The organism is Thermogemmatispora sp. (assembly GCF_019683635.1).
Taxonomy (GTDB): Bacteria; Chloroflexota; Ktedonobacteria; order Ktedonobacterales; family Ktedonobacteraceae; genus Thermogemmatispora.
Map to the genome: position 1 here is coordinate 1 of NZ_JADGIA010000096.1, position 18,853 is coordinate 18,853.

Below are 18,853 nucleotides of genomic sequence, written 5' to 3' on the forward strand. Positions count from 1 at the left end.
CTGTCCGTCTGCCCATCTGCCAGCCGGTCCCTCTGGCGCCCTGCAGTCCCCCGATGCGTTTCTGGTCAGGGAAGATGCCGCTCTGGTGAAGCCGGAGAAGCGGCGGGCGCCCCTCCTGGACCTGGCCGCGCCCGGTCCGTGTTCGGTCCGACCCGGGCGCAGCGCACAAGCCGGTCGCTTGAGGTAATAGAAACGGAAGCAAGTGGCCCTCTATGGAAGGAAGTACGAGAGCAATGTCTGAGCCGCTCACCGAAGTAGCGGTTCCAGCGAGAGCGAGCGAAGCGGAGCAGCCGGCCCAGGCGCAGCGCCTGCGGCGGCGCAGCCGGCTAGAGACCTGGCTCTTTCTGTTGCCGGCGGCCCTCTTTCAGCTTGTCTGGGGCTGGTATCCGCTGCTGATGGCCTTTCTCATCAGCTTCACCGACGCTCAGCCGATGCTGCCCAGTCGTTTTACCGGACTGGAGAGCTACCTTCGGGTCTGGAACGACCCCCTGGTAGGGCAGGCCTTTCGCGTCACCTTCTTCTACGGCACCATGCTGGTAGCCCTGACCTTCATCTTCCCGTTGCTGATTGCCATCTTCCTGATGGAGCTGCCGCCCCGTCTGATGCGCTGGATGATGATCCTCTGGTTCCTGCCGATCAGCGTCATCGCCAACAGCATCCTGTGGCGCTACCTCTACAACGAGCAGTACGGCCTGCTGGAGTACATCGCCACCGAGATCCTCCATCTGCCGCACCAGCCATTTCTCAACGATCCGCATCAGGTGCTTTTCTGGCTGGTCTTCCCGGCGGTGGTTGTGGCGGGGCCGGGCGTCGCTGGCCTGGCCTATATGGCGGCTCTGCAGGGCATCCCGCGCTCCTACTTTGAGGCGGCGGAGATCGAAGGGGCCGGCTTCTGGCGCAAGATCTGGACCGTCTCCCTGCCGCGTCTGCGTCCAGTGATCGCCGTCATGCTGGTGTACGGCATCATCCAGGGGCTGCAAGACTATACCTGGCCGCAGATTCTCACGGGCGGCCAGCCCGAGGGGGCCAGTCGCACGGTGATGCTCTACCTCTTCTCCTATATCCAGAACCAGCGCTACGCCGATGCCACAGCGCTCTCGATCTATCTCTTCCTGCTGATCTTTGCCATCGTGGTGCTCTTCCGCACCTTCTTCAAGGAGGACCCGGATGCCTGACCGCCTGTTCTGGGAGGCGGCTGACCGGGCACGAGCGCGCAAGTTGGTCAGTCAGGTAGCAGAAGGAGTGTGTTTGTTGTGTCTATGCTGTTCCCAAAGGTTGGCAGAAAGCAGCCCTTGCTGAGGTTGGGCTGGTGGCTGATGGTGACCCTGTTGTCCCTGGGCGTCCTGACCCACCTGGTGCCATTCTATATCATGATCGTGACCTCGATCACGCCGGCACAGGACACGCTATCGACGACGCCGGTGCTCTGGCCGCTGCATCCCACGCTGGCGGCCTGGAAGCTGGTGATCCAGTGGGCCGAGAACAGCGGCGCCGGGGCTTTGCTGGCCGGATCGGCGGGAGAACCGTTCTGGGTCTATTTCTGGAACTCGTTCTTCATGACCTCCGTGACCCTGCTGATCTCGCTGCCAGTGACCTCGATGGCCGCCTACGCTACCAGCAAGCTGCTGCGTGGACGGCGCGCACGCTGGGCCTTCCTCTTCTTTATCGGCACCCTGATGATTCCGCTGGCGGTGCTGTTGATCCCGATGCTCTTCCTGACGCTCAATTTCCCTTTCGCCCTGCCTGGGGCCTCCGTTCCCAATCTGCCGGGCACCGATCAGCCTTTCCCAACGCTCTCGCTCTACGATACGCCCTGGGCCATTATTGTGCCGGGCATCTTCAATGCCTACAATTACCTGATCTTCAAGGGCTACTTCGACACCATCCCCGACTCGGTGCTGCAGGCGGCGCGCGTCGATGGTGGCTCGGAGTTCAACATCTTCCGCCGCATTGTCTTCCCGATGAGCATCCCGGTCTATTCGGTGGTGGCCTGGATTCAGTTCTATGCCGTCTGGGATAGCTTCCTGTGGCCGCAGTTGGTGATTCAGAGCAATGATAAGGCTCCGACGGCGCTAGCCATCTACACAGTCATGAACAATTTCATCAATTCGGGCGTGATGGACCGCGCCACGGCCCTGAGCCAATCGGCGGCCATGCGCTCGGCTCTGGCGGCGGGCCTCTCGTGGAATGGCCTGATGGTGCTGGCCCTCCTGCAGACCTTCCCAATCTTCGTCATGTTTATTCTCTGCCGCGAGTATCTGCTGCGCGGCGTTCGTATCCAGGGCCTGAAGTAGGCCCGCTTCCGTCTGGGTGGCCTACCGGCTCGTCTTGGCAGGCGTCGGCGAGCATCCGGCTGGCCGACGACATCAACGGGTACCGCGGGGCACGACGGGTAGGGGCGACAGACAGCGTGTCTGAATACCTGCCCGCCGTGCCGGTGCTGCATACGTCTATCAGGCATTCATGGCATATTTATCGGTTATATTGTGCTTTCCGGGCACAGGGAGAACAGAGACGATGCCGTTCTTTGAAGAGTTCGAGGCCGATGTCCTCCCAGAGGAGACCCTGCGCCGTCCGATCTGGGGCGCCTTTGCCCTGTTGCGCGATCAGCTAGAGCGGCTGGTGGCCCTCAACGTGGGCTGGGCCGTGCAGCTGCTGCCAGCGCTGGTGGCTCTGGCCTGGCCAGCGCTCCCGCTGGTGCTGCGCCTGCTCCTGGTGCTCTACAGCGCCCTGGCCCTGATGCCGGCGACAGCCGTGCTCTTTAGCGGCGTGGCTCGCCTCAACCGTCAGGAGCCGCTGGACCTGGCGACGGTGCGCGAGGAACTAGGCCGCTTGCTTCTGCCGAGCCTGCGCACGCTGGCGCCGCTGCCGGGCCTCTGTGGCCTTCTCTGTCTGCTGATCGTTGTGGTAAGTCCGCTTCAACTCTTGCCACTTGATGTACTGTTGCGCCTGGTGCTGCTGATTCTATGCTTCAGCGCTGTCTACTGGGTGCCGCTCTTCCTGACGGAGCCGGGGCGAGGGGCCTGGTCGCTGCTCTGGCAGGCCCTGCAACTGGCCTGGCGCTATCCGTTGCCGACCGCCGGCTCGCTCTTGCTGGCCCTGGCTGTCATGCTCGTGGGCTATCTCTCGATCGCCGGTTTCTTCCTGATTGCGCCGGTCCTGGCGGCTCTGCTGCTCTGGAGGCGGGCGCTGGTGCTGCTAGCGCGTCGCGGTGAGTTGAAGGTGGGCATACCATGACGACGATGAGGCCGCGTGATCCACGTGATGTCACGACCGGCTATCGGCTGGCGGAGGCGCGACGGCTGATTGCGGAGCTGAGGCGGGTGGCGCAGCAGCCCTCGCTGATCCTCTTGCCGCGGGCCTTACGCCTCCTGGTGCGAGGCATCGATCTGCTGGCCCGGCCCCTGGCCTTGACCCTGGGACCGGCGCGCACCCTGGTTCTCAACGAACGCACCCGCAGCGAGTGCGAGGTCCTGGCCGATGCCAGCACCATTGCGCGGCGTGTCATCGCCCTGCGCAGTCGCAGCGACAATCTGGGGGCGATGTTGTTGCGCAAGATGGCGCTGGAGCTACACGAGCGCTATGGCGATGGGGTAGCGCTGGCGGCGGTCATGGTGCGGGCCCTGGTACACGAGGCCTGTCGCCGATTGGCGGCGGGGGCCAGTCCTCCGGCTCTGGCGCGTGGACTGCAGCGGGCCGTTGAAGCGGCGGAGGTGGCCCTGGAGCGTCAGGCTCGTCCCTTGGGGCGCTGTGAGGAGGTGCAGGCGCTGGTTTTGGGGGCGACGGGCGATGTTGAGCTGAGCGAGGTGCTGGCGCGCATGTTCGAGGTGCTGGGGCCGTGCTCGACCATTGTCACTGAGGAGCTGCCCAGGCCGGGTCTCGACCACGAGTACATCCGCGGTGGCAAGTGGGATGGCTACATCCCGGCGCGCGCCCTCTTGCCGGAGGGAGAGGCCGGGCTGATCCTGCGTCAGCCCTGGATTGTGCTTGCTGATGAGGAGCTGCACGAAGTTGAACAGGTGCTGCCCATGCTCGAACTGGTGCTGGCCGAGCCAGGCCGGCCCCCCCTGCTGGTGATCGCGCGCGCCATTCGCGGGCCGGCCCTGACCATGCTGACGGCCAATCATGTGCGTGGCCTGGTGACGCTCGGCCTGCTGGTCCTCTCCAGCGGTGCGACCCTGGTGCACGATGATCTGGCCGATATGGCGGCCCTGACCGGTGGCACGGTGCTCTCGGAGCTGACCGGGACGCTTTGTCGGCATCTGCGGCGTGAGCAGCTTGGCCGCGCGCAGCAAGCGATCCTGACGCCCACGGGGGTGACCATCATTGGCGGTCAGGGATGCACGCGCGATGTTCAGCAGCGCCTGGCTGGCGTGCGCGCTCAGCTGCGTGAGGCCGCGCGTGGAAAACAAAGCGAGTGGGAGTTTCTGCGCCTGCGCCTGGCGCGTCTGACGGGCGGGATTGGTATTCTCAAGATTGGGGCTATCAGCGAGCATGAGCTGGAGCTGAGAAAAGAGCAGGCGGAGAAGGCGCTGCGCGTCTTGGAGGCGGCCTACGAGGGTGGCCTGGTGCCTGGTGGTGGCGTGGCCCTCCTCAACTGCCTGCCGGCGCTGCAGGAGGTGCGGGCTGCCTGTGCCGACGACGACGAGCGCCAGGGGGTAGCGCTGCTGGAGGCTGCGCTGCAGGAGCCTTTTTTGCAGATTGTGCGCAATTATGGGGCTGTGCATCCGCCGCTGGTGCTGGAGGAGGTGCGTCGCCGGGGGGCTGACTATGGTTTTGATGCCCTGCGCGGTGAGGTGGCCTCGATGTGGGAGCAGGGCATCCTGGACTGTTGCAGCATTGTACGCGGGGCGTTGCGAGCGGCGGTCAGCCTGGCGACGATGCTGGTGACGACCGATGCGGTGGTTTTTCACGGGTGAACTGAGAGCGGACCAGCGATCTGCGCCGGCGCAGGCGGGGGCGCTGCTGCTCCGCAGGGCCTGGGCTGTGACTCTGTGGCCGTTGAGCGCTGAGGAAGCAGCGCGCTTGCGGCTGTCTGCGATAATGACAAAGGCTGACGGTGCAGCGCCTGCTGAGCTGGGCGCTGAAACTGAAGCTGTGCCGTAAGCACTGAGGAAGGAGGTGTCTGCTTTTGAGCATGACCACAGGGAGAGGATCGGAGTCAGACAGACAGCCCTGGCGCGAGCTGATGACGCCAGCCTTGCCGACGCCAGTCTATGCCCTGGCCCCGGCGCCGGGGCGCTTGTGGGCTGGTGGTCTGGGAGGTATCGCCTGCTATCGGGCGGCCTCCGAGAAGCCGGGAGAGGTAGAGGCTGGAACGTGGGAGCCGGGGCCGGTGCTCCTGCCGCCGGCGCCGGTGACGGTCTTATGGGCCTATGGCAATCTGCTGCTGGCCGGGGGGAACGGTGGTCTGGCCTATTCGCTCACGGGAGGCGCTGGTTGGCAGCGCTCCGAGATCGAGGATGGAAGCGTTGGGGTGACGGTGCTGGCACCCTCGCCGACCTTCGGCAGTGACAATACCTTACTGGCTGGGACGCTGGCCAATGGTCTCTTGCGCAGCAGCGATGGCGGGCGTACCTGGCGCAACGTCTCCTTTGGCTTGCAGAGTCAGGAGATTACCGATCTGCTCTGGCTGGACAGGCTGACGGTCCTGGCGGCTACCGATGAGGGGGTCTATCGCTCGCGCGACGGTGGCCGAGGCTGGCGGCGGGTCCTGGAGAGCACTGAGGGGGCGATCGAGGGGCTGACACGCCTGGCCGATGGCGGAGTGCTGGCGGTTCTGGACAATGGCACCCTGCTGCGGGCTGAGGCCGAAGGTGAGCACTGGCAACCGTTGACGAGCACGGACGGCCTGGCAGGGGCGTCGCCTCTATCGCTCTTCACCACGGAGGCGGGAACGCTCTTGCTGGGGACGCAGCGCGGCCTGCTGCGCTCGACCGATGGCGGGAGGAGCTGGCAGACGGTCGACGGACGGATGGTCCATATCTGTCGCCAGGGCCAGGGGCGGCTCTACGCTGGCAGCGATGAGGGGGTGCTGGTGAGCGATGACGATGGCCAGAGCTGGCGCGCCCTGCCGCTGCCGCCGCTTCATGATCTCCTGCGTCTCCAGCCACAGGGAGAGCGCCTGTGGTTGCTGGGGACGCATACGGCTCCGCTGCAGGCCCGGCTGATGGATAGCGAGGCGGGCGAGACAGCGGAGTGGCAGCGCCTGCAAGGGCTAACCTTGCCGCTGACGGGTTGCGCTGTGATCGACGACGAAACGCTGCTACTGGCTGGTCCCGAGGGCCTGCTGCGTCTCTGGCCGGCCAGCGGCGAGCATCAGCTCTTGCTGACGGAGCCGCTGGAGGGCAACACGCTGATCACCTGGGCCGATAGTGGCCAGGCCCGCCATATCTGGGTGGCCAGCGGCGATGGCCAGCACCTCTGGCACAGTGCCAACGATGGAGCGAGCTGGCGTCAGTTGACGCCACCGTTTGGGGTGACGCTACTGGCGGCCCTGCAGGCCACCCCTGAGCATCTGGTGGCGGCGACCTATGATCCGCGGCAGTACCATGTCTGCCTCTGGTATTCGACCGATGATGGGAGCAACTGGATACGTGGACTGGAGGCCGATACCAACTGGCCGCTGGTGGCCAGCTGCGCCGAGCCGCTGGCTCTGGGGGTCGGCAACATTCTGCTGCTGGCGATGCCCGACGGCAGCTGGCGCCGCAGTCCGGTCGGCCACGGTGGCGGTGGCATTCGCCGGATCGTGTCCTGCGAGCATGCCGGGCAGCGTCTGCTCTTCGTGCTGGCAGGCGGCGGCATCTTCCGCTCGGATGATCTGGGCCAGAGCTGGCAGGCTCAACATGAGGGGCTGCCGCTGGTGCGGATTGCCGATATTGCCTGTACGTCAACACGGCTCTTTGTCTTGCTCAGCGGAGGAGTGGTCTCTCTGCGTCGCCTCTAGGGAAAGGAGGCACCAACGATGACCAAACGCTATGATGTCATCATCATCGGTGGCGGGCCGGCGGGCAGCACGGTGGCTGCTCTGACCCGCCGCTATGCGCCGCAGCTGCGTCTACTGCTGCTTGAGAAGGAAGCCTTTCCCCGTCATCATGTCGGGGAGTCGCTGCTGGCGGGAGCCTCGCCGGTTTTGGAGGAGATGGGCGCCTACGAGAAGGTGGCCAACGCGGGCTTTTTGGAGAAGCTGGGGGCGACCTTTATTTGGGGGCGCAGCCGCGAACCGTGGGGCTTCGAATTCGATGAGCTGATCTCGCAGCTTGTCGCCCAGGGCAAGCGCCTGCCGCGACTCTACACGCGGGCCTGGCAGGTGCGGCGTGCTGAGTACGATGATCTGCTGCTGCGCCACGCCGCCAGTCTGGGGGTCGAAGTGCGCCAGAGGGCGCGTGTGACGCGCGTGCTGTGGGATCGCGAGCCTGAGCAACCGGCGAGCGGGGGGAGTTCCGACGGCTCAGGCGGTCAGAACGGCGCGGCGCCGCGCGCCATCGGCGTCGAATTTGTCGATGCCCGTGGCCTGCAGCAGACTGTCTACTGCGATTGGGTTCTCGACTGCAGCGGGCAGCAGGCCCTGCTCGGCCATGCTCTCAAGCTGCGCGAGTACGATACCCAGATGAACAACTATGCCCTCTTCGCCTATTGGCAGGGGGCGAAGTGGCTCTACGAGTATACGGGCTACCCGGAGCTGACGCGCATCTGTATCATTACCACACCGCGCGGCTGGATCTGGTATATTCCTCTAAAACGTGATGTGATGAGCGTGGGCTTTGTGACCCATCGCCAGACGCTCAAGCAACTGCCCGCGGGACCGGAGCAGCTCTATCTGGAGGAGTTGCAGGCCTGCGATGAGGTGCGCGATCTGCTCAAGGAGGCCCGCCTGACACGCATTGCTGCCGATCAGCGGCGTGATGTCTGCGCGATTCAAGACTGGTCGTACCGCAGCCGCCAGATCACTGGACCCGGGTGGGCGATGGTCGGCGATGCGGCGGGCTTTGTCGATCCGATCCTCTCGTCGGGCGTGATGCTGGCCCATGAGCTGGGGCAGAAGGCGGCCTATACCCTGGTGTCGAGTTTCGCCTGCAGCGACGATGAGGAGGTCCGCCGCTATTGGGGATTTTATGCCCAGACCTATCGCACCTATTTGCAAGCCTATCGCGATATGGCGGCGTTTTGGTATAGCAATAACTTTTCGCTGGAAAGCTGGTTCTGGCAGGCGCGGCGCATTCTGGCGCGCAGCGGCAGCGAGCTGAACCTCTCGGATCGCCAGGCTTTTACGCGCCTGGCCTCGGGCTATGCGACGCGAGCGGAGTCGCTGAGTCTCTTCGGCAGCTACCCCCTGCATGAGGCGCAGCAGCTGGTCAATGGCCTCTTTGGCGCACCCTATTGCCGCGAGGAGCTGGTCGCCCAGTATGCCGGGCGCCCGTTGCGTCTCAAGGAGGTGGAGCTGAGCGAGGGCCTCTACTACTATCAGGGAGCGGTGCGCCAGACGCGGCGTGTGCTTAATCGGCAGACGGGGCGCTATCTGGACCTGCATCCTGGTGAGGAGGTGCTGCTCTCGCTCTTCGACGGTGCGCATACCCTGGCTCACCTGGAGGAGACGGCGAAGGCGCTGCAGGCCCTGCCGCAGACGGAGCGCTTGCCGTTGCGTTCGGGCCTTGAGCTGCTGGTACAGCTAGAGATGATTGGGGTGCTGGCCTAGAGCTTGCTGGCTGTGCGTGCTCCCCCGACCCTGGAAGAACGCAGGCCGTGACAGGCCATCACAGACGGGCGCGGCTGCCACCTGGTCAAGGCTGCCGGCGCCCCTTTTTTTTGGGGGGGTCGGTTGCCGGATATTATTGCTGCAATCGCTCACTGTGCTGTGAGGAAGCGCGAAGCAATCGAATAAGCGATCTGCTGTTCAAGTAGATCCTTCCATTTTTGGGCGATGACCAGGTATACTCTCTTCTGAGCGATGAGAACAAGGCGCTCTCTTTGCCTCTTGTCCAGCCTGGCAGGTTGGGGGGCCTGTGCCGCCTGGATGGGCGACAGTCTCCGTGAGCAACGGCATCTAGCGCATGGGGTAAGGGCACTGATCTTCACCAGGGGACGGACGGAGAGAGCCAGGTATTTCATCATGAGAAGGAGGCCAGGATGCCTTTATGGGGCCTGTTTAGGAGGACGCGGCGACTGCCGGCGATCAAGACGGGGGAGCTGACGCCACGTGGACAGGATGCGCGGGCAGAGGAAGAGCAGCAGTGGCAGCGTCGCTATCTCCAGGATGTCCCCTATGCCTTACCGAAGGATGAGGCCGAGATCGATCGCCTCAACTTTCAGCATTACGCGCTCATGAGCGTGCAGAAGCAGCACATTATTGCGCCGCTCGACGATTATCCGCGGGCGATTCTCGATGTGGGATGTGGCACGGGACTATGGGCCCGCGAGGTAGGGCAGCGTTATCCGCTTTGTCAGGTGGTGGGGGTGGACGTTGAGCCGCCGGAGCGCTTGCCGACGGTGCCGGCCAACGTTGACTATGTCTATGGCGACGTCCTCAAGGGGCTGCCCTTGCCTGACAACAGCTTTGATCTGGTCCATCAGCGTTTGCTGATTCTGGCGGTGCCGGCCTCGGCCTGGCCGCAGGTGCTGCGCGAGCTGTTGCGCCTGGTGCGTCCTGGCGGCTGGTTACAGTTGACGGAGGCTGGCATGTATTTCAATCATCCGGGGCCGCGCTCGGCCCATCTGCGCGATCTGGTCAATCGGGCGATTGCGGGCTGGGGCTTTGATCCGCTGATTGCCCTCAATATGCCGACCCTCTTGACGCAGGCGGGGGCGATCGCCGTCGAGAAGCGGACCTATGGTGTGATGATGGGTGAGGCTGGCGGCCAGGGTGGGCGCCTGCTGGAGAAAGATATGCTGGCTGTGATGTCGGCGCTCACCGAGCGCGTGGCATCCTTTATGCCGGTAGAAGAATGGCGTGAGCTGCTGGCCTCGCTGCCGGAGGAGTGGCGCAACTACGGCACCGAGTTCCAGTTTCACGTCACCATTGGCCGCAAGCCGCGGCCCTGAAGTGGGCCTGACGCGCGCTGGCGACGGGTCTCGACTCAGCGGCTGAAATGTTCAGCGAAGGTCAGGCCCAGGGGTCGCAGCGCTTCCTCAAGGCGGGGCCTATCTTCGACGGCGATGCCCTGCCAGCGATAGCGGAGAGGGGTGCTGCGCTCGGTAGTGAGCCGTGCGCTCAGGGCCAGCAACAGGCGGTACTCGCGTCTGGGCAGGCGGCTTTCGAGGTGCAGCTCCAGTGTCTGGCCGCCGGCCTGGCCATACCAGTGGGCTATTGTGCGTCTGCCGGCGGCCTGATCGAGGGCGTAGCAGAAGCGGGTGATGTCCTGATCTTCAAGCGGGGATTCCTGCAGAATCTGCCCCTGACGCAGCAGCACGATGCTGTAGTAGAAGCGTCCAGGTGACCAGTAGCCTGGCCTGCGCAGCAGGTAGCGCCCCGACGCCGTGACCGCGCGTATCAGCGGCTGCCAGCGTTCTTCCTGGGGGCCGTGACCCTGGGGTAGATAGACCTCGATCTGGTCGCTCGCCGTTGGGGTTCTCTCCACGGGAGCGAGCGGGGTCTGCAGGAAAGCGCTCTGTAGCTCGCGCAGGCTGGGTGGCTGAGGGCCGAGCCAGCTCGCCAGGCTCTGGTAGGTGTAGGGCCAGTCCTTATCTGCAGTGAGCCGGAGCAGGCGCAGAGTGGTGCGCAGCGTGATCTGCTTCTGGAGCGTCCCGGGCAGCGCATGCAGGGGGAGACCACCGGCGAGCAGATAGCGGCTGCCCAGCGGAACGAGACGCGGAGGGGCCGGTAGCCAATGCCACTCTGTGTGTCTGATCTGGAGGAGATCGCCTTGCTCGGCGAGGCGCTCCAGGAGCCGGCGATCGATCTGCTCTCTGGCCTGTGTGGAAGCGAAGCCGGAGCCGTCAGGCTGGCCCTGGTCGGCGCTGAGGGAAGCAGGCTGTGGTTCCAGGAAAGGCAGCAGCAGGCGGCGTGCGTGATAGAGCAGGGTGCGTGTCGACACGGGAGTGTCGCCGCTCAAGGAGTGGGTGCCTCCCCGGCACAAGGCCCAGAGAACTGCGCGTACGGCTTCGGCCTGCAGTGCCGCCGGCGCGGCCTGGATAGTTCCCAGCAGCGAGGAAGTGACGAAGTATCTGGCCTGTTCGCCCTGGAGCAGCTCGATATCGACGGTCATGGCCTTAGTCCACCTCCTCCAGGGAAGCAGCAGGCCCGGTGCTGGGATCAAGGGCCGCCTTGCTGAGAAGATGCTCATCGAAGGAACAATCGAAGCAGCTGGCAGTTTGCTTGAGCAGACCCACGATGGGAGAGGACGCGCTGGCACTTGCCTCGTTGCTGGCTGCGCTCACGAGCGCTTGATTGACGGTCAGGCGCCAGCGGTGCCAGTCCGTGGCGGCGACCTCGCTCCGCTCCTGGCGACCGTTAAGCTGCTGCTGATTCCGGTTGAGCGTAAGCTGGCTGGGATCAAGGTGGACCAGCCAGCCCCTGGTGATCTTGGGTAGCGGCAGGCTGTGCAGATCGTCATCGCAGGTCGCGGTCAGCAGCAGATTACCTGGCCAGCGAAAGGCCGCCAGTGAGCGGTAGGGATCGTCAGAAGGGAGTGTCTGGGGATGGAAGAGTGGCACCGGTGTCGGCCTGGCCGCAGGACGCTGTTGCAGGGCGATGTATTGCTGTAGCAGCGGCACGTAGACTGGAGCGCCGGGAAGACGGTCCAGCCCTTCGAGAACAACGATGGCCAGTTGCTCGGGATGCTCAGCGGCCCACAATACGGTATCGGCCAGCGGGGAGCTGGTGGGTAGGAAAAGGCGCTCTGTGGGCCTGAGCTGGCCGAAGAGGTCGAGCGGCTGCGTTGCTGTCAGCGGGATGGCGACCCGGCAGAGGCGTCCGGCGCTGAGCACCAGGCTAAGGGCTTCCAGTGTGGCGAGAGCGGCGGGGCCGCTGAGCGTGGGAATGAGACCCGCCAGGAGGGCAACGATACAGAGGCGCACAGCCGCCGGCTTGGCGCCGTGTTGCCAGGCCGCCTGACGGACGGTCACCAGATCAAGCAGGGTAGAAGGATCGGGAATGAACTTACCCGACCCGTCTTTGGCCAGCTCTGGCCAGAGCTGTTCGGTGCTCTGAGAGTGGGCGGGGCCTGTATCTCTGCCGCTACCCATGTCTCTACTGCTGCCTGGCCTACTGTCTCTACCGGCGCTGGCCGCCAGGAGCCAGTGATCCGCAAGCACCTGGCTCAGCGCTTCTAGCGGTTGCTGCCGTAACTCTTCCAGACGCTGTCGGAAGTGGGCTTCGAAGGCTTGAAGCTGGGCCTCTTCTTTCTGAAGTAAACGCTTTTGCGCTTCTATCTCTTTCTTTTTATTGATTATTTCCTCTTCATAGAGTTCAAGCTCATCGGAGGCTTCTTTAATAGAGTGTGTCAGCCTATCAAGCTGTCTCTGACCCTCGGCGAGCTGCTGGCGCTGTTCGGCAAAGCGGGCCTCGAGCTCGCGCGCGATTGACTCCTCCTGCTCGTGACGGAACAGGGTCAGCTCCTGGCGGACCTGCTGCAGAGCTGCCTCATAGGCTTGCTGGCTGGCCTCTTCGCAGGCTGCTTTCAGTTGGCGCTGGACGGTGGGCAATTGGAGCAGGAAGTCGCTGAACTCTGCCAGGGAGGCGATAGCCTGCTCTTCCTCCTGAAGCAGGAGGCAGGCGCGTGCGACGGTATCCGGCAGTAGTGGGCACACTGACGGCTCCTGGGTGCTGAGGGCATGCTTGAAGGCTTTGAGAACGTACCGCATCTGCTCCAGATCGTCATCTCCGACCTGGGACAGCATGCGATGGGCTTTGATGAGCTGTTTGATAATGACGCCTGGAGGCGACCAGTCCTGCTGCTCGGTGCCAGCGCGAGGCTCGACCGCCAGAAGGCGCAGCTCTTCGCCATTGTCAAGCTGAAAGGTAAGGATAGCCTGCTCATCCTGGGGAGGGTCGCAGACGCTGACATGCAGCGTCTGCTCCGTAGTGCCGCTGCTGTAGGCGAGAGGACGCAGCCGCTCGCTGTCTAGCGGGATGGGTCCATAGAGCTGGCGCCCATGCTGGATATAGATGGTTTTCGTATAGCATGGCCTGGTGAAAGATTCGCTCAGCCTGGCAACGAGCCGCTCCCTCGGGGTAGTGCTCCAGTCGAGGACTTGGGCCAGTCCCTCGGGCGAGGGCCAGGGGGAACCAGCGATGCGGTAGTATGAGTAGGTCGGTGAATCTTTGAACTCCTCGCGACCCTGCGTCGGTTCAACGCGAAAGCTATAGAGCAGCTCTGATCTCCATTCACTCGGCCCGCGTGGCCAGGCAACCTTACCGGCGTTGGGAAAGCAGCTTTTGTGAGCCTGCCAGGTGAGAGGCTCCCAGGTCCGGGATTCATCATCGAAGAACGCTAGAGGGGTAAGAAAAGCAACATTTTCCTTTAAATTGTCCTGATGAATAATTCCAATCCATTGATAGCTTTCTACGTCGATCATAGTTGAAGCCTTTCCGATCCGAAGGGAACAGCGAGGCGAGCAGAGCAAAGAGTGTGCCGAATGATCGTGCTAGTGCTCCTGGAAGACGGCCATTAGGCGGGCCACTATCCAGGGCTGCAAGCGAGCAGTCAGGAGGCGCCGCAGCGCCAGGGCCAGCGGCGGATCGTCCTGACGGGCGGCCTGCTCCAGAGCGCGCAGCCGCTGCTGCAGAGCGACCGGAAGCCCTGGCGTATGGGCAAGCTCAGCCCTTGGCAGGGCGGTGAGACAGTTGCCCAGCCAGAGCAACTGCGCGCGTTGGGCAGTCCTGAGCCGTAGTGATGCAGCGACCGGTCTGGGTGCAGACTCTAGAGAGATCTCCAGGCAGCCCAGGGCACCCCCGTCGAAGATCAGACGGGCCTGGCTGGCCCTGGCGAGCGCCGGCCAGATCTGCTGCTGCCAGAGGGCTGTCAGCTTCTCGCCCGTGGTCACCGGAGAGAAGGCACGGCCCTGGTCCCAGAACGCTTCTGCAGTGCACCAGCGCCAGGAAACGCTGACCGGCAGGCCCGACGGAGCCAGCTCCCATACCAGCGTGGCTCCCTCCTCTGCGCTCTTCAACAGAAGGCGGCGTGACTCTGTGGCTCCCGCTGCCTCCTCTGCCGTGGGGCTGAAGGCGGCGAACTCCTGCCGGGCGTCGCCCTCGGTCACCGCAGTGCAGCGCAAGCCCGCCAGCAATTCCGGCGGCAAGGGATCAGTCCCGGCCTGCGCGGCGCAGGGATCAAGAGTGAAGGTCAAGCGATCCGGCAGGTTCCCCTGCCCGAGCTGATAGGTCCCTGGCTCCAAACTGTCCAGTGCCACGTAAACCATGCTGGCCTCTCCGGTCAGTGAAAACCGCCGCTCTAGAGGTGGACCATTGCCCTCTTTAGAGAGACGCAGATCCAACGTCAGGGCGAGCTGTCGCCCTGACTGGAGAGGGGCCAGGCTGGTAGCAGGTGGTCTGCAGCCGATGATCACCTTAGAGTGAGGACCTAGGACGGGTGAACTCTCCTTCGGGAGCAGCAGGGGCGGACTGAGCAGCATCAGCGACCAGCTCGGCTGCTGCAACTTCAGTTCGCTGTAGTTCAGCCAGCGCTCAAGCCGGGCCTCTGCATCCTGCGTGGCCAGGGTTGAGGGCGTCAGCTCCAGTTCCCACAGCTGCCAGTCAGCGATGGGTGGGCCAAGCGGACGCGCCGAGCCTGGCCAGTTCCGGAGCAGTCCTCGCTGAACGTCATGATTGTTTTGTACAAGCCAGTAGAGCCGTATTCCGGCATAGAGCTTGATGCGTTCGCCGCGGAGCAGGCGCCGAGGCAGCTCGGCATCCTCCTCCTGATAAAAGAGCGTGCCCTGCCAGGTCGGGCAGAGACCAGGCGTCCGGGGTGCTGCCCCCAGCGGGTGGTATCCATCTGGCAGCTGACAGCAGAGCTGATAGGCTTCGGCTTGGGGATGGACCGGTAGAAGAGGAGAAAAGAAGAGATGCCTGAGCGATTCGCTGCTGGCCAGCTCCTTTCGACCGGCCAGCAAGCGAGCACCAGCTGTCGAGCCAGCGAGCTGTTGCAGCTCCTGCCAGGTCTCCTCGTTCAGGTCGGAGAGATCGAGAAAGAGCTGCCAGTGCTCTTCGGGGCCTTCCCCTTCCGTGCGCAGCAACAAGGGAAGCCCTGCCGGTACAGAGGCCTCGTCTGTATCCTGCTCCTGATCGTCATCGTCGTACTTGTGGTGGCCGGGCCGGCTGGTAGTAGCTGAGAGAGAGAGGCCTTTCGTAAACAGGTAGCCTTCGTCTCTCAGCTTACGAAATGTACCCCATGTGAGCGGGACGCCCTCATCTCTCTGTCTACCAGGGCGGGGGAATGGAGTCTGCATCTGAGCCAACCAGAAGAGGCCCGCCAGCGAGAGCTGAAAGGTGCCCTGACTCTTGCCTGCGACAATATAGTAGTGGCTCTCGTCCTTCGCCAGAAAGAGCTTAGCCATCAGCGTGCTCCCACCATCTCGCGGGCTGCTTATGGCAACCACCCACCGCAATTACCTGGCCTTGGGAGAAATAGGCCTCTTCGCTGGTGGGCCTTCTCCCACCAGGAAGAGGTGAACTGATCTACAGCCTGGCTATCAGGCAAGATCGACTAGTGGAGGCACCCGCGGCCATCGCGGACACCTCTCTTTCCCGACGCAGCCCCATTGATGAGAGTTACTATACTCCAAAGGAGGCGCCACAATCAAGAGAAACACTCTTCTCTTCGCTGCAAAACCCTGGCTGAAGGGCTTCCCTTTTCGGCAAGGGTCGGTCACCGTTGGCGGGGCGATAGCTGGTGCTGGGAGGCCGATGATCCAATGATTGTCTGACTGATGAGAAGCTGGCAGGATGTGCTGATTAGTCTGATCTCATGGAGAGAGGATCAACGGGGGAGTTGTTTTTGCCGGCGATCCTTGCCTGGCTTTCCGTCAAGTCGCGTCACGCTAGAAAAGCGGCGGACAGGAGAGCAGGAGGGGAACAGGCTCCGCTCCTGTCCGCTGTCTACTCAGCGCTGGCTCACTGCGGATTGCCGCTTGTGGGGCGAGTCGTCTCAGCCGTCAGCCAGCGCAGGTAGCCCTCGCTGCCGGCGACGAGCGGCACGGCGATGATCTCCGGCTCCTCGTAGGTATGGGCTGCGCGGATGGCCTGCTCGACAGCGCTGTAGAGATCGGCGCGCGTCTTGGCGCTACAGAGCCATTCCTGGGCCTGCTCGATGGCTCCCTGCCACCAGTAGACGCTCTGGATCGGACCGGAGATCTGCACGCAGGCGGCCAGGCGCTGCTCGACAAGCTGCTGAGCGATGCGGCGAGCGCCCTCCTCCGAATCGATGGTTGTGCGTACTTCAAGAAACTCTGCCATTGTCTGCGTCATCCTTCCTTCAACCTGAGCTAGGCAACGGCTTGAAGAAATCACGGGCCAGCCGCTGAATCTGTGGCTCATGCTGCCAGGAGCGCGGCGCCCGCTGAAAGACTTCGCGGACCTCATTATAGCGTTTCTGGCTGTGCAGCGTCAGGGCCAACTCGGCCCCCTGGCGTACATAGCGGGCGAAGAGATCCAGCTCACCGATCAGGCGGGCGGCGCCAGGAGAGCAGAACCGTGGGGAGGGCAGCAATAGTGACGAGCGCCTCGCGCCGCGATAGCTCTAACCCTTCTTGCCTGCTGTAGTGTTGCAGCGTATCGTCGATCATGACTAGCTCCTGATCGATCAGCGCCTGTACCTCTTCACAGGCGAGAGCGTGGCCCTGCCAGGTGCTGATCATCCGCACGATCTGCGCCAGCTTGATATGGAGAAATCTAGCTGGCCCCCTGTTGGCCCCTACCCTGTATGCTCCTGGCCCCGTTGCTGCTCCTGCGCTGGCTCCTTGCTGGAGGTTCCTGGCGTGCCAGGGGGGTGCTATGCTTAGAGCGAGATAGGGCAGCTTTCTATATAAATTATATGGCAAATATATTGAATGTCAATAATAAGCAGGAGGTTGCACATGGTGACACTAGATGTCTGGTTGCTCTGTACGATTGCCCTGCTCTGTCTACTGTGTGGGCTGATACTGGGTGTCTGGCTGGCGCGTCCGTCCCTCTCCTATCGGAGGCCCTAGATCGACCCAAAGCGGGGAGATAGAGCTGTGGAACTGGAAAGAGGGGGAAGCGATGGAGTCTCCTCTGTCTTCCCTTCCTTGCTGAGAGGAAAGCATATAGTATGAGGGCTAGGCTCTCAGGAGAAGCGCGAAGAGAAGGGCCCTGTCCGTTCCCCAAAAAGACCAGCAAGCAGACAAGGCCCTTCTCTCTATGATGTCTCCAACCAGCGCAGGTCACGCCCGATGAGCAGCTCCATCTGCTGCGTGTGATGGGTTGTGCGCATAGGCACGGCGGCCAGGGTCAGAGCGTAGCGCCTGGCCAGTGCGCGTACCTCTGGTGTGTCGTCGTACGTGACCAGAAAATCGCCCGCGAGGTGGCTCACCAGCGCAAAGAGGGCCTCGTGATCAAGCTCGGCGTAGCGGTAGAGACGACGCCCGGCTCTCTTGCCAGTGAGCGTATAGGGAGGGTCAATAAAGCTGGCCACGTCAAGGCGCTCCTGGTACTGGCGCAGCAGCTCCAGGCCATCGCCCTGCATGAAGGTGAGACGTGGACTCAGGCGGGCGATCTCTTCGATGCGCCGCCGCAGCGTGGCGGGATACCAGCGCGAGCGCAAGCCGCGTCCATCTTCGCCGTGCTTGAGAAGACCGGCGCCCGGGGCCAGAATACCGCCGTGGCTGACGCGGTTGCGGAGCAAGGTCTGAAAGGCATGCTCGGCGAGAGAAAGGGTGTGGCGCTCTCGGGCCAGCCAATCCCCTACCGCTGTCGGTGTCAGCTCGAAAGAGTGCAGAAGCTGCAGAAGCTGAGTGCGTGCACTCTCTTGCAAGAGTGCTTGCCAGACCGCTGCTACATCCTCGTCCAGCTCTACCATCAGCGCCCGTTCGACCAGGCCCTCAGCCACCGCTGTCAGGCTGACGCTGCCGCCGCCGGCGAAGGGTTCTAGCAGCACAGTCGGGCGCGCTGGCGACAGACCGCGGGCTGCTCTGCTCGCGGGAGAGAGCCAGCGGCGTATGTAAGGAACAAGCCAGGTCTTGCCGCCTGGATAGCGAAAGGGGCTACGTTGGGGCACGCTGGCTACATTGATGGGCCGTGCCAGTTCCCCCTGGCTGGGGATAGGGCTGCTGGAGCTGCTGACCACGGGGCCATCAGCAAAGAGAGGGACCATCAACGAGAAGGGTTGTTCTTTTGAAGCCACTCAATCCTCCTCCCACTCATGCGGCTCCGAAATCTCAAAGAGGCTTTTCTGTTGACCTCCGTTTCTTCGCTTGGAATCAAGCCGGCTCTGGAGCAATTGCAGGAAATCGTCTGGATAGCCTGGCTCTGCCGTAATAATTTTTGTAAGAGCTGTCTGGAAAGCTGTGTAAACAGTTCTTGTGTGTGTAAGATAATAACGGTTTTCTTGCTCCCGATGCTGAAGATCGTAGATCAGCCAGGCAATTTCTGCATACTCAGGAGCGGTAGCTTCCATTGGTGGTAACGTGGCGAAAAAATTACCGTCAACAGCAACTGCCATCTTTTTCCCCCAAGCTGAGAGAATTGCCCCTTTATACAATAGCTGCGGAGCTAGGCGTTTGCGAGAAGACGAAAGATAATCAGGCCGGGGATAAAAGCGCTGCCGTGACCAGTCCATATTCGCTCGTTGCCTAGGAGCAGTCATATACTGCTCAAAAGGGGCGCGAACGTTGCCAGAAATATACACAGCCTGTACTTCCTGACTCTTATAAACATCTGACGCTGCCGACGAATTAGACG

The 18,853-nt window shown here is 63.0% G+C and carries 16 protein-coding genes; 8 read left to right on the top strand and 8 right to left on the bottom strand.

Annotated elements, in window-relative coordinates:
* From IRZ31_RS11975 to IRZ31_RS12010, 8 genes are all read left to right on the top strand, one after another.
* Positions 1–187: hypothetical protein (locus IRZ31_RS11975; RefSeq protein ID WP_297153944.1), on the top strand; the 187-nt coding region annotated here is incomplete at its 5' end.
* A gap of 46 nt (positions 188–233) precedes the next feature.
* Complete coding sequence (locus IRZ31_RS11980; protein ID WP_297153946.1) at positions 234–1,175, top strand: sugar ABC transporter permease; 942 nt, start codon at positions 234–236, stop codon at positions 1,173–1,175.
* A gap of 84 nt (positions 1,176–1,259) precedes the next feature.
* A complete protein-coding gene (locus tag IRZ31_RS11985; RefSeq protein ID WP_297153981.1) occupies positions 1,260–2,294 on the top strand; it encodes a carbohydrate ABC transporter permease in 1,035 nt (344 codons plus the stop codon).
* A 223-nt stretch (positions 2,295–2,517) separates the two neighbouring features.
* A complete protein-coding gene (locus IRZ31_RS11990; protein ID WP_297153949.1) occupies positions 2,518–3,237 on the top strand; it encodes a hypothetical protein in 720 nt (239 codons plus the stop codon).
* Positions 3,234–4,919 (top strand): TCP-1/cpn60 chaperonin family protein, encoded by a 1,686-nt coding sequence (locus IRZ31_RS11995; RefSeq protein ID WP_297153952.1) that lies wholly within the window; start codon positions 3,234–3,236, stop codon positions 4,917–4,919. Before IRZ31_RS11990 ends, IRZ31_RS11995 begins: the two co-directional genes overlap by 4 nt.
* 218 nt (positions 4,920–5,137) lie before the next feature.
* A complete protein-coding gene (locus tag IRZ31_RS12000; RefSeq protein WP_297153983.1) occupies positions 5,138–6,946 on the top strand; it encodes a YCF48-related protein in 1,809 nt (602 codons plus the stop codon).
* 18 nt (positions 6,947–6,964) lie between these two features.
* Positions 6,965–8,695, top strand: a complete 1,731-nt coding sequence (locus tag IRZ31_RS12005; protein WP_297153955.1) for an NAD(P)/FAD-dependent oxidoreductase — start codon at positions 6,965–6,967, stop codon at positions 8,693–8,695.
* 431 nt (positions 8,696–9,126) lie between these two features.
* Positions 9,127–10,038 carry a class I SAM-dependent methyltransferase gene (locus IRZ31_RS12010; protein WP_297153958.1) on the top strand — a complete coding sequence of 304 codons (912 nt, stop codon included), beginning with the start codon at positions 9,127–9,129 and terminating at the stop codon, positions 10,036–10,038.
* A 35-nt stretch (positions 10,039–10,073) separates the two neighbouring features.
* On the opposite strand, the gene IRZ31_RS12015 is transcribed toward IRZ31_RS12010, so the two are convergent.
* The 8 genes from IRZ31_RS12015 to IRZ31_RS12050 all read right to left on the bottom strand — a co-directional run.
* On the bottom strand, positions 10,074–11,201 hold the full coding sequence (locus tag IRZ31_RS12015) for a hypothetical protein (protein WP_297153961.1): 1,128 nt from the start codon (positions 11,199–11,201) through the stop codon (positions 10,074–10,076).
* Between the two features lie 4 nt (positions 11,202–11,205).
* Entirely contained in the window at positions 11,206–13,512 is a 2,307-nt protein-coding gene (locus tag IRZ31_RS12020; RefSeq protein WP_297153962.1) for a hypothetical protein, read from the bottom strand.
* Positions 13,513–13,581: 69 nt separating this feature from the next.
* Positions 13,582–15,492: a hypothetical protein gene (locus IRZ31_RS12025; protein WP_297153965.1), complete on the bottom strand. Its 1,911-nt coding sequence runs from the start codon at positions 15,490–15,492 to the stop codon at positions 13,582–13,584.
* A gap of 556 nt (positions 15,493–16,048) precedes the next feature.
* On the bottom strand, positions 16,049–16,390 hold the full coding sequence (gene cutA / locus IRZ31_RS12030) for a divalent-cation tolerance protein CutA (RefSeq protein ID WP_297153968.1): 342 nt from the start codon (positions 16,388–16,390) through the stop codon (positions 16,049–16,051).
* Between the two features lie 19 nt (positions 16,391–16,409).
* A complete protein-coding gene (locus IRZ31_RS12035) occupies positions 16,410–16,643 on the bottom strand; it encodes a hypothetical protein (protein ID WP_297153971.1) in 234 nt (77 codons plus the stop codon).
* Positions 16,591–16,797 carry a hypothetical protein gene (locus IRZ31_RS12040; protein ID WP_297153973.1) on the bottom strand — a complete coding sequence of 69 codons (207 nt, stop codon included), beginning with the start codon at positions 16,795–16,797 and terminating at the stop codon, positions 16,591–16,593. The genes IRZ31_RS12035 and IRZ31_RS12040 overlap by 53 nt, the downstream gene beginning before the upstream one ends.
* Positions 16,798–17,312: 515 nt before the next feature.
* Positions 17,313–18,296 carry a DNA adenine methylase gene (locus IRZ31_RS12045; protein ID WP_297153977.1) on the bottom strand — a complete coding sequence of 328 codons (984 nt, stop codon included), beginning with the start codon at positions 18,294–18,296 and terminating at the stop codon, positions 17,313–17,315.
* The coding region (locus IRZ31_RS12050; protein WP_297153979.1) for a NotI family restriction endonuclease at positions 18,297–18,853 on the bottom strand (557 nt) is incomplete at its 5' end. It lies immediately after the preceding gene.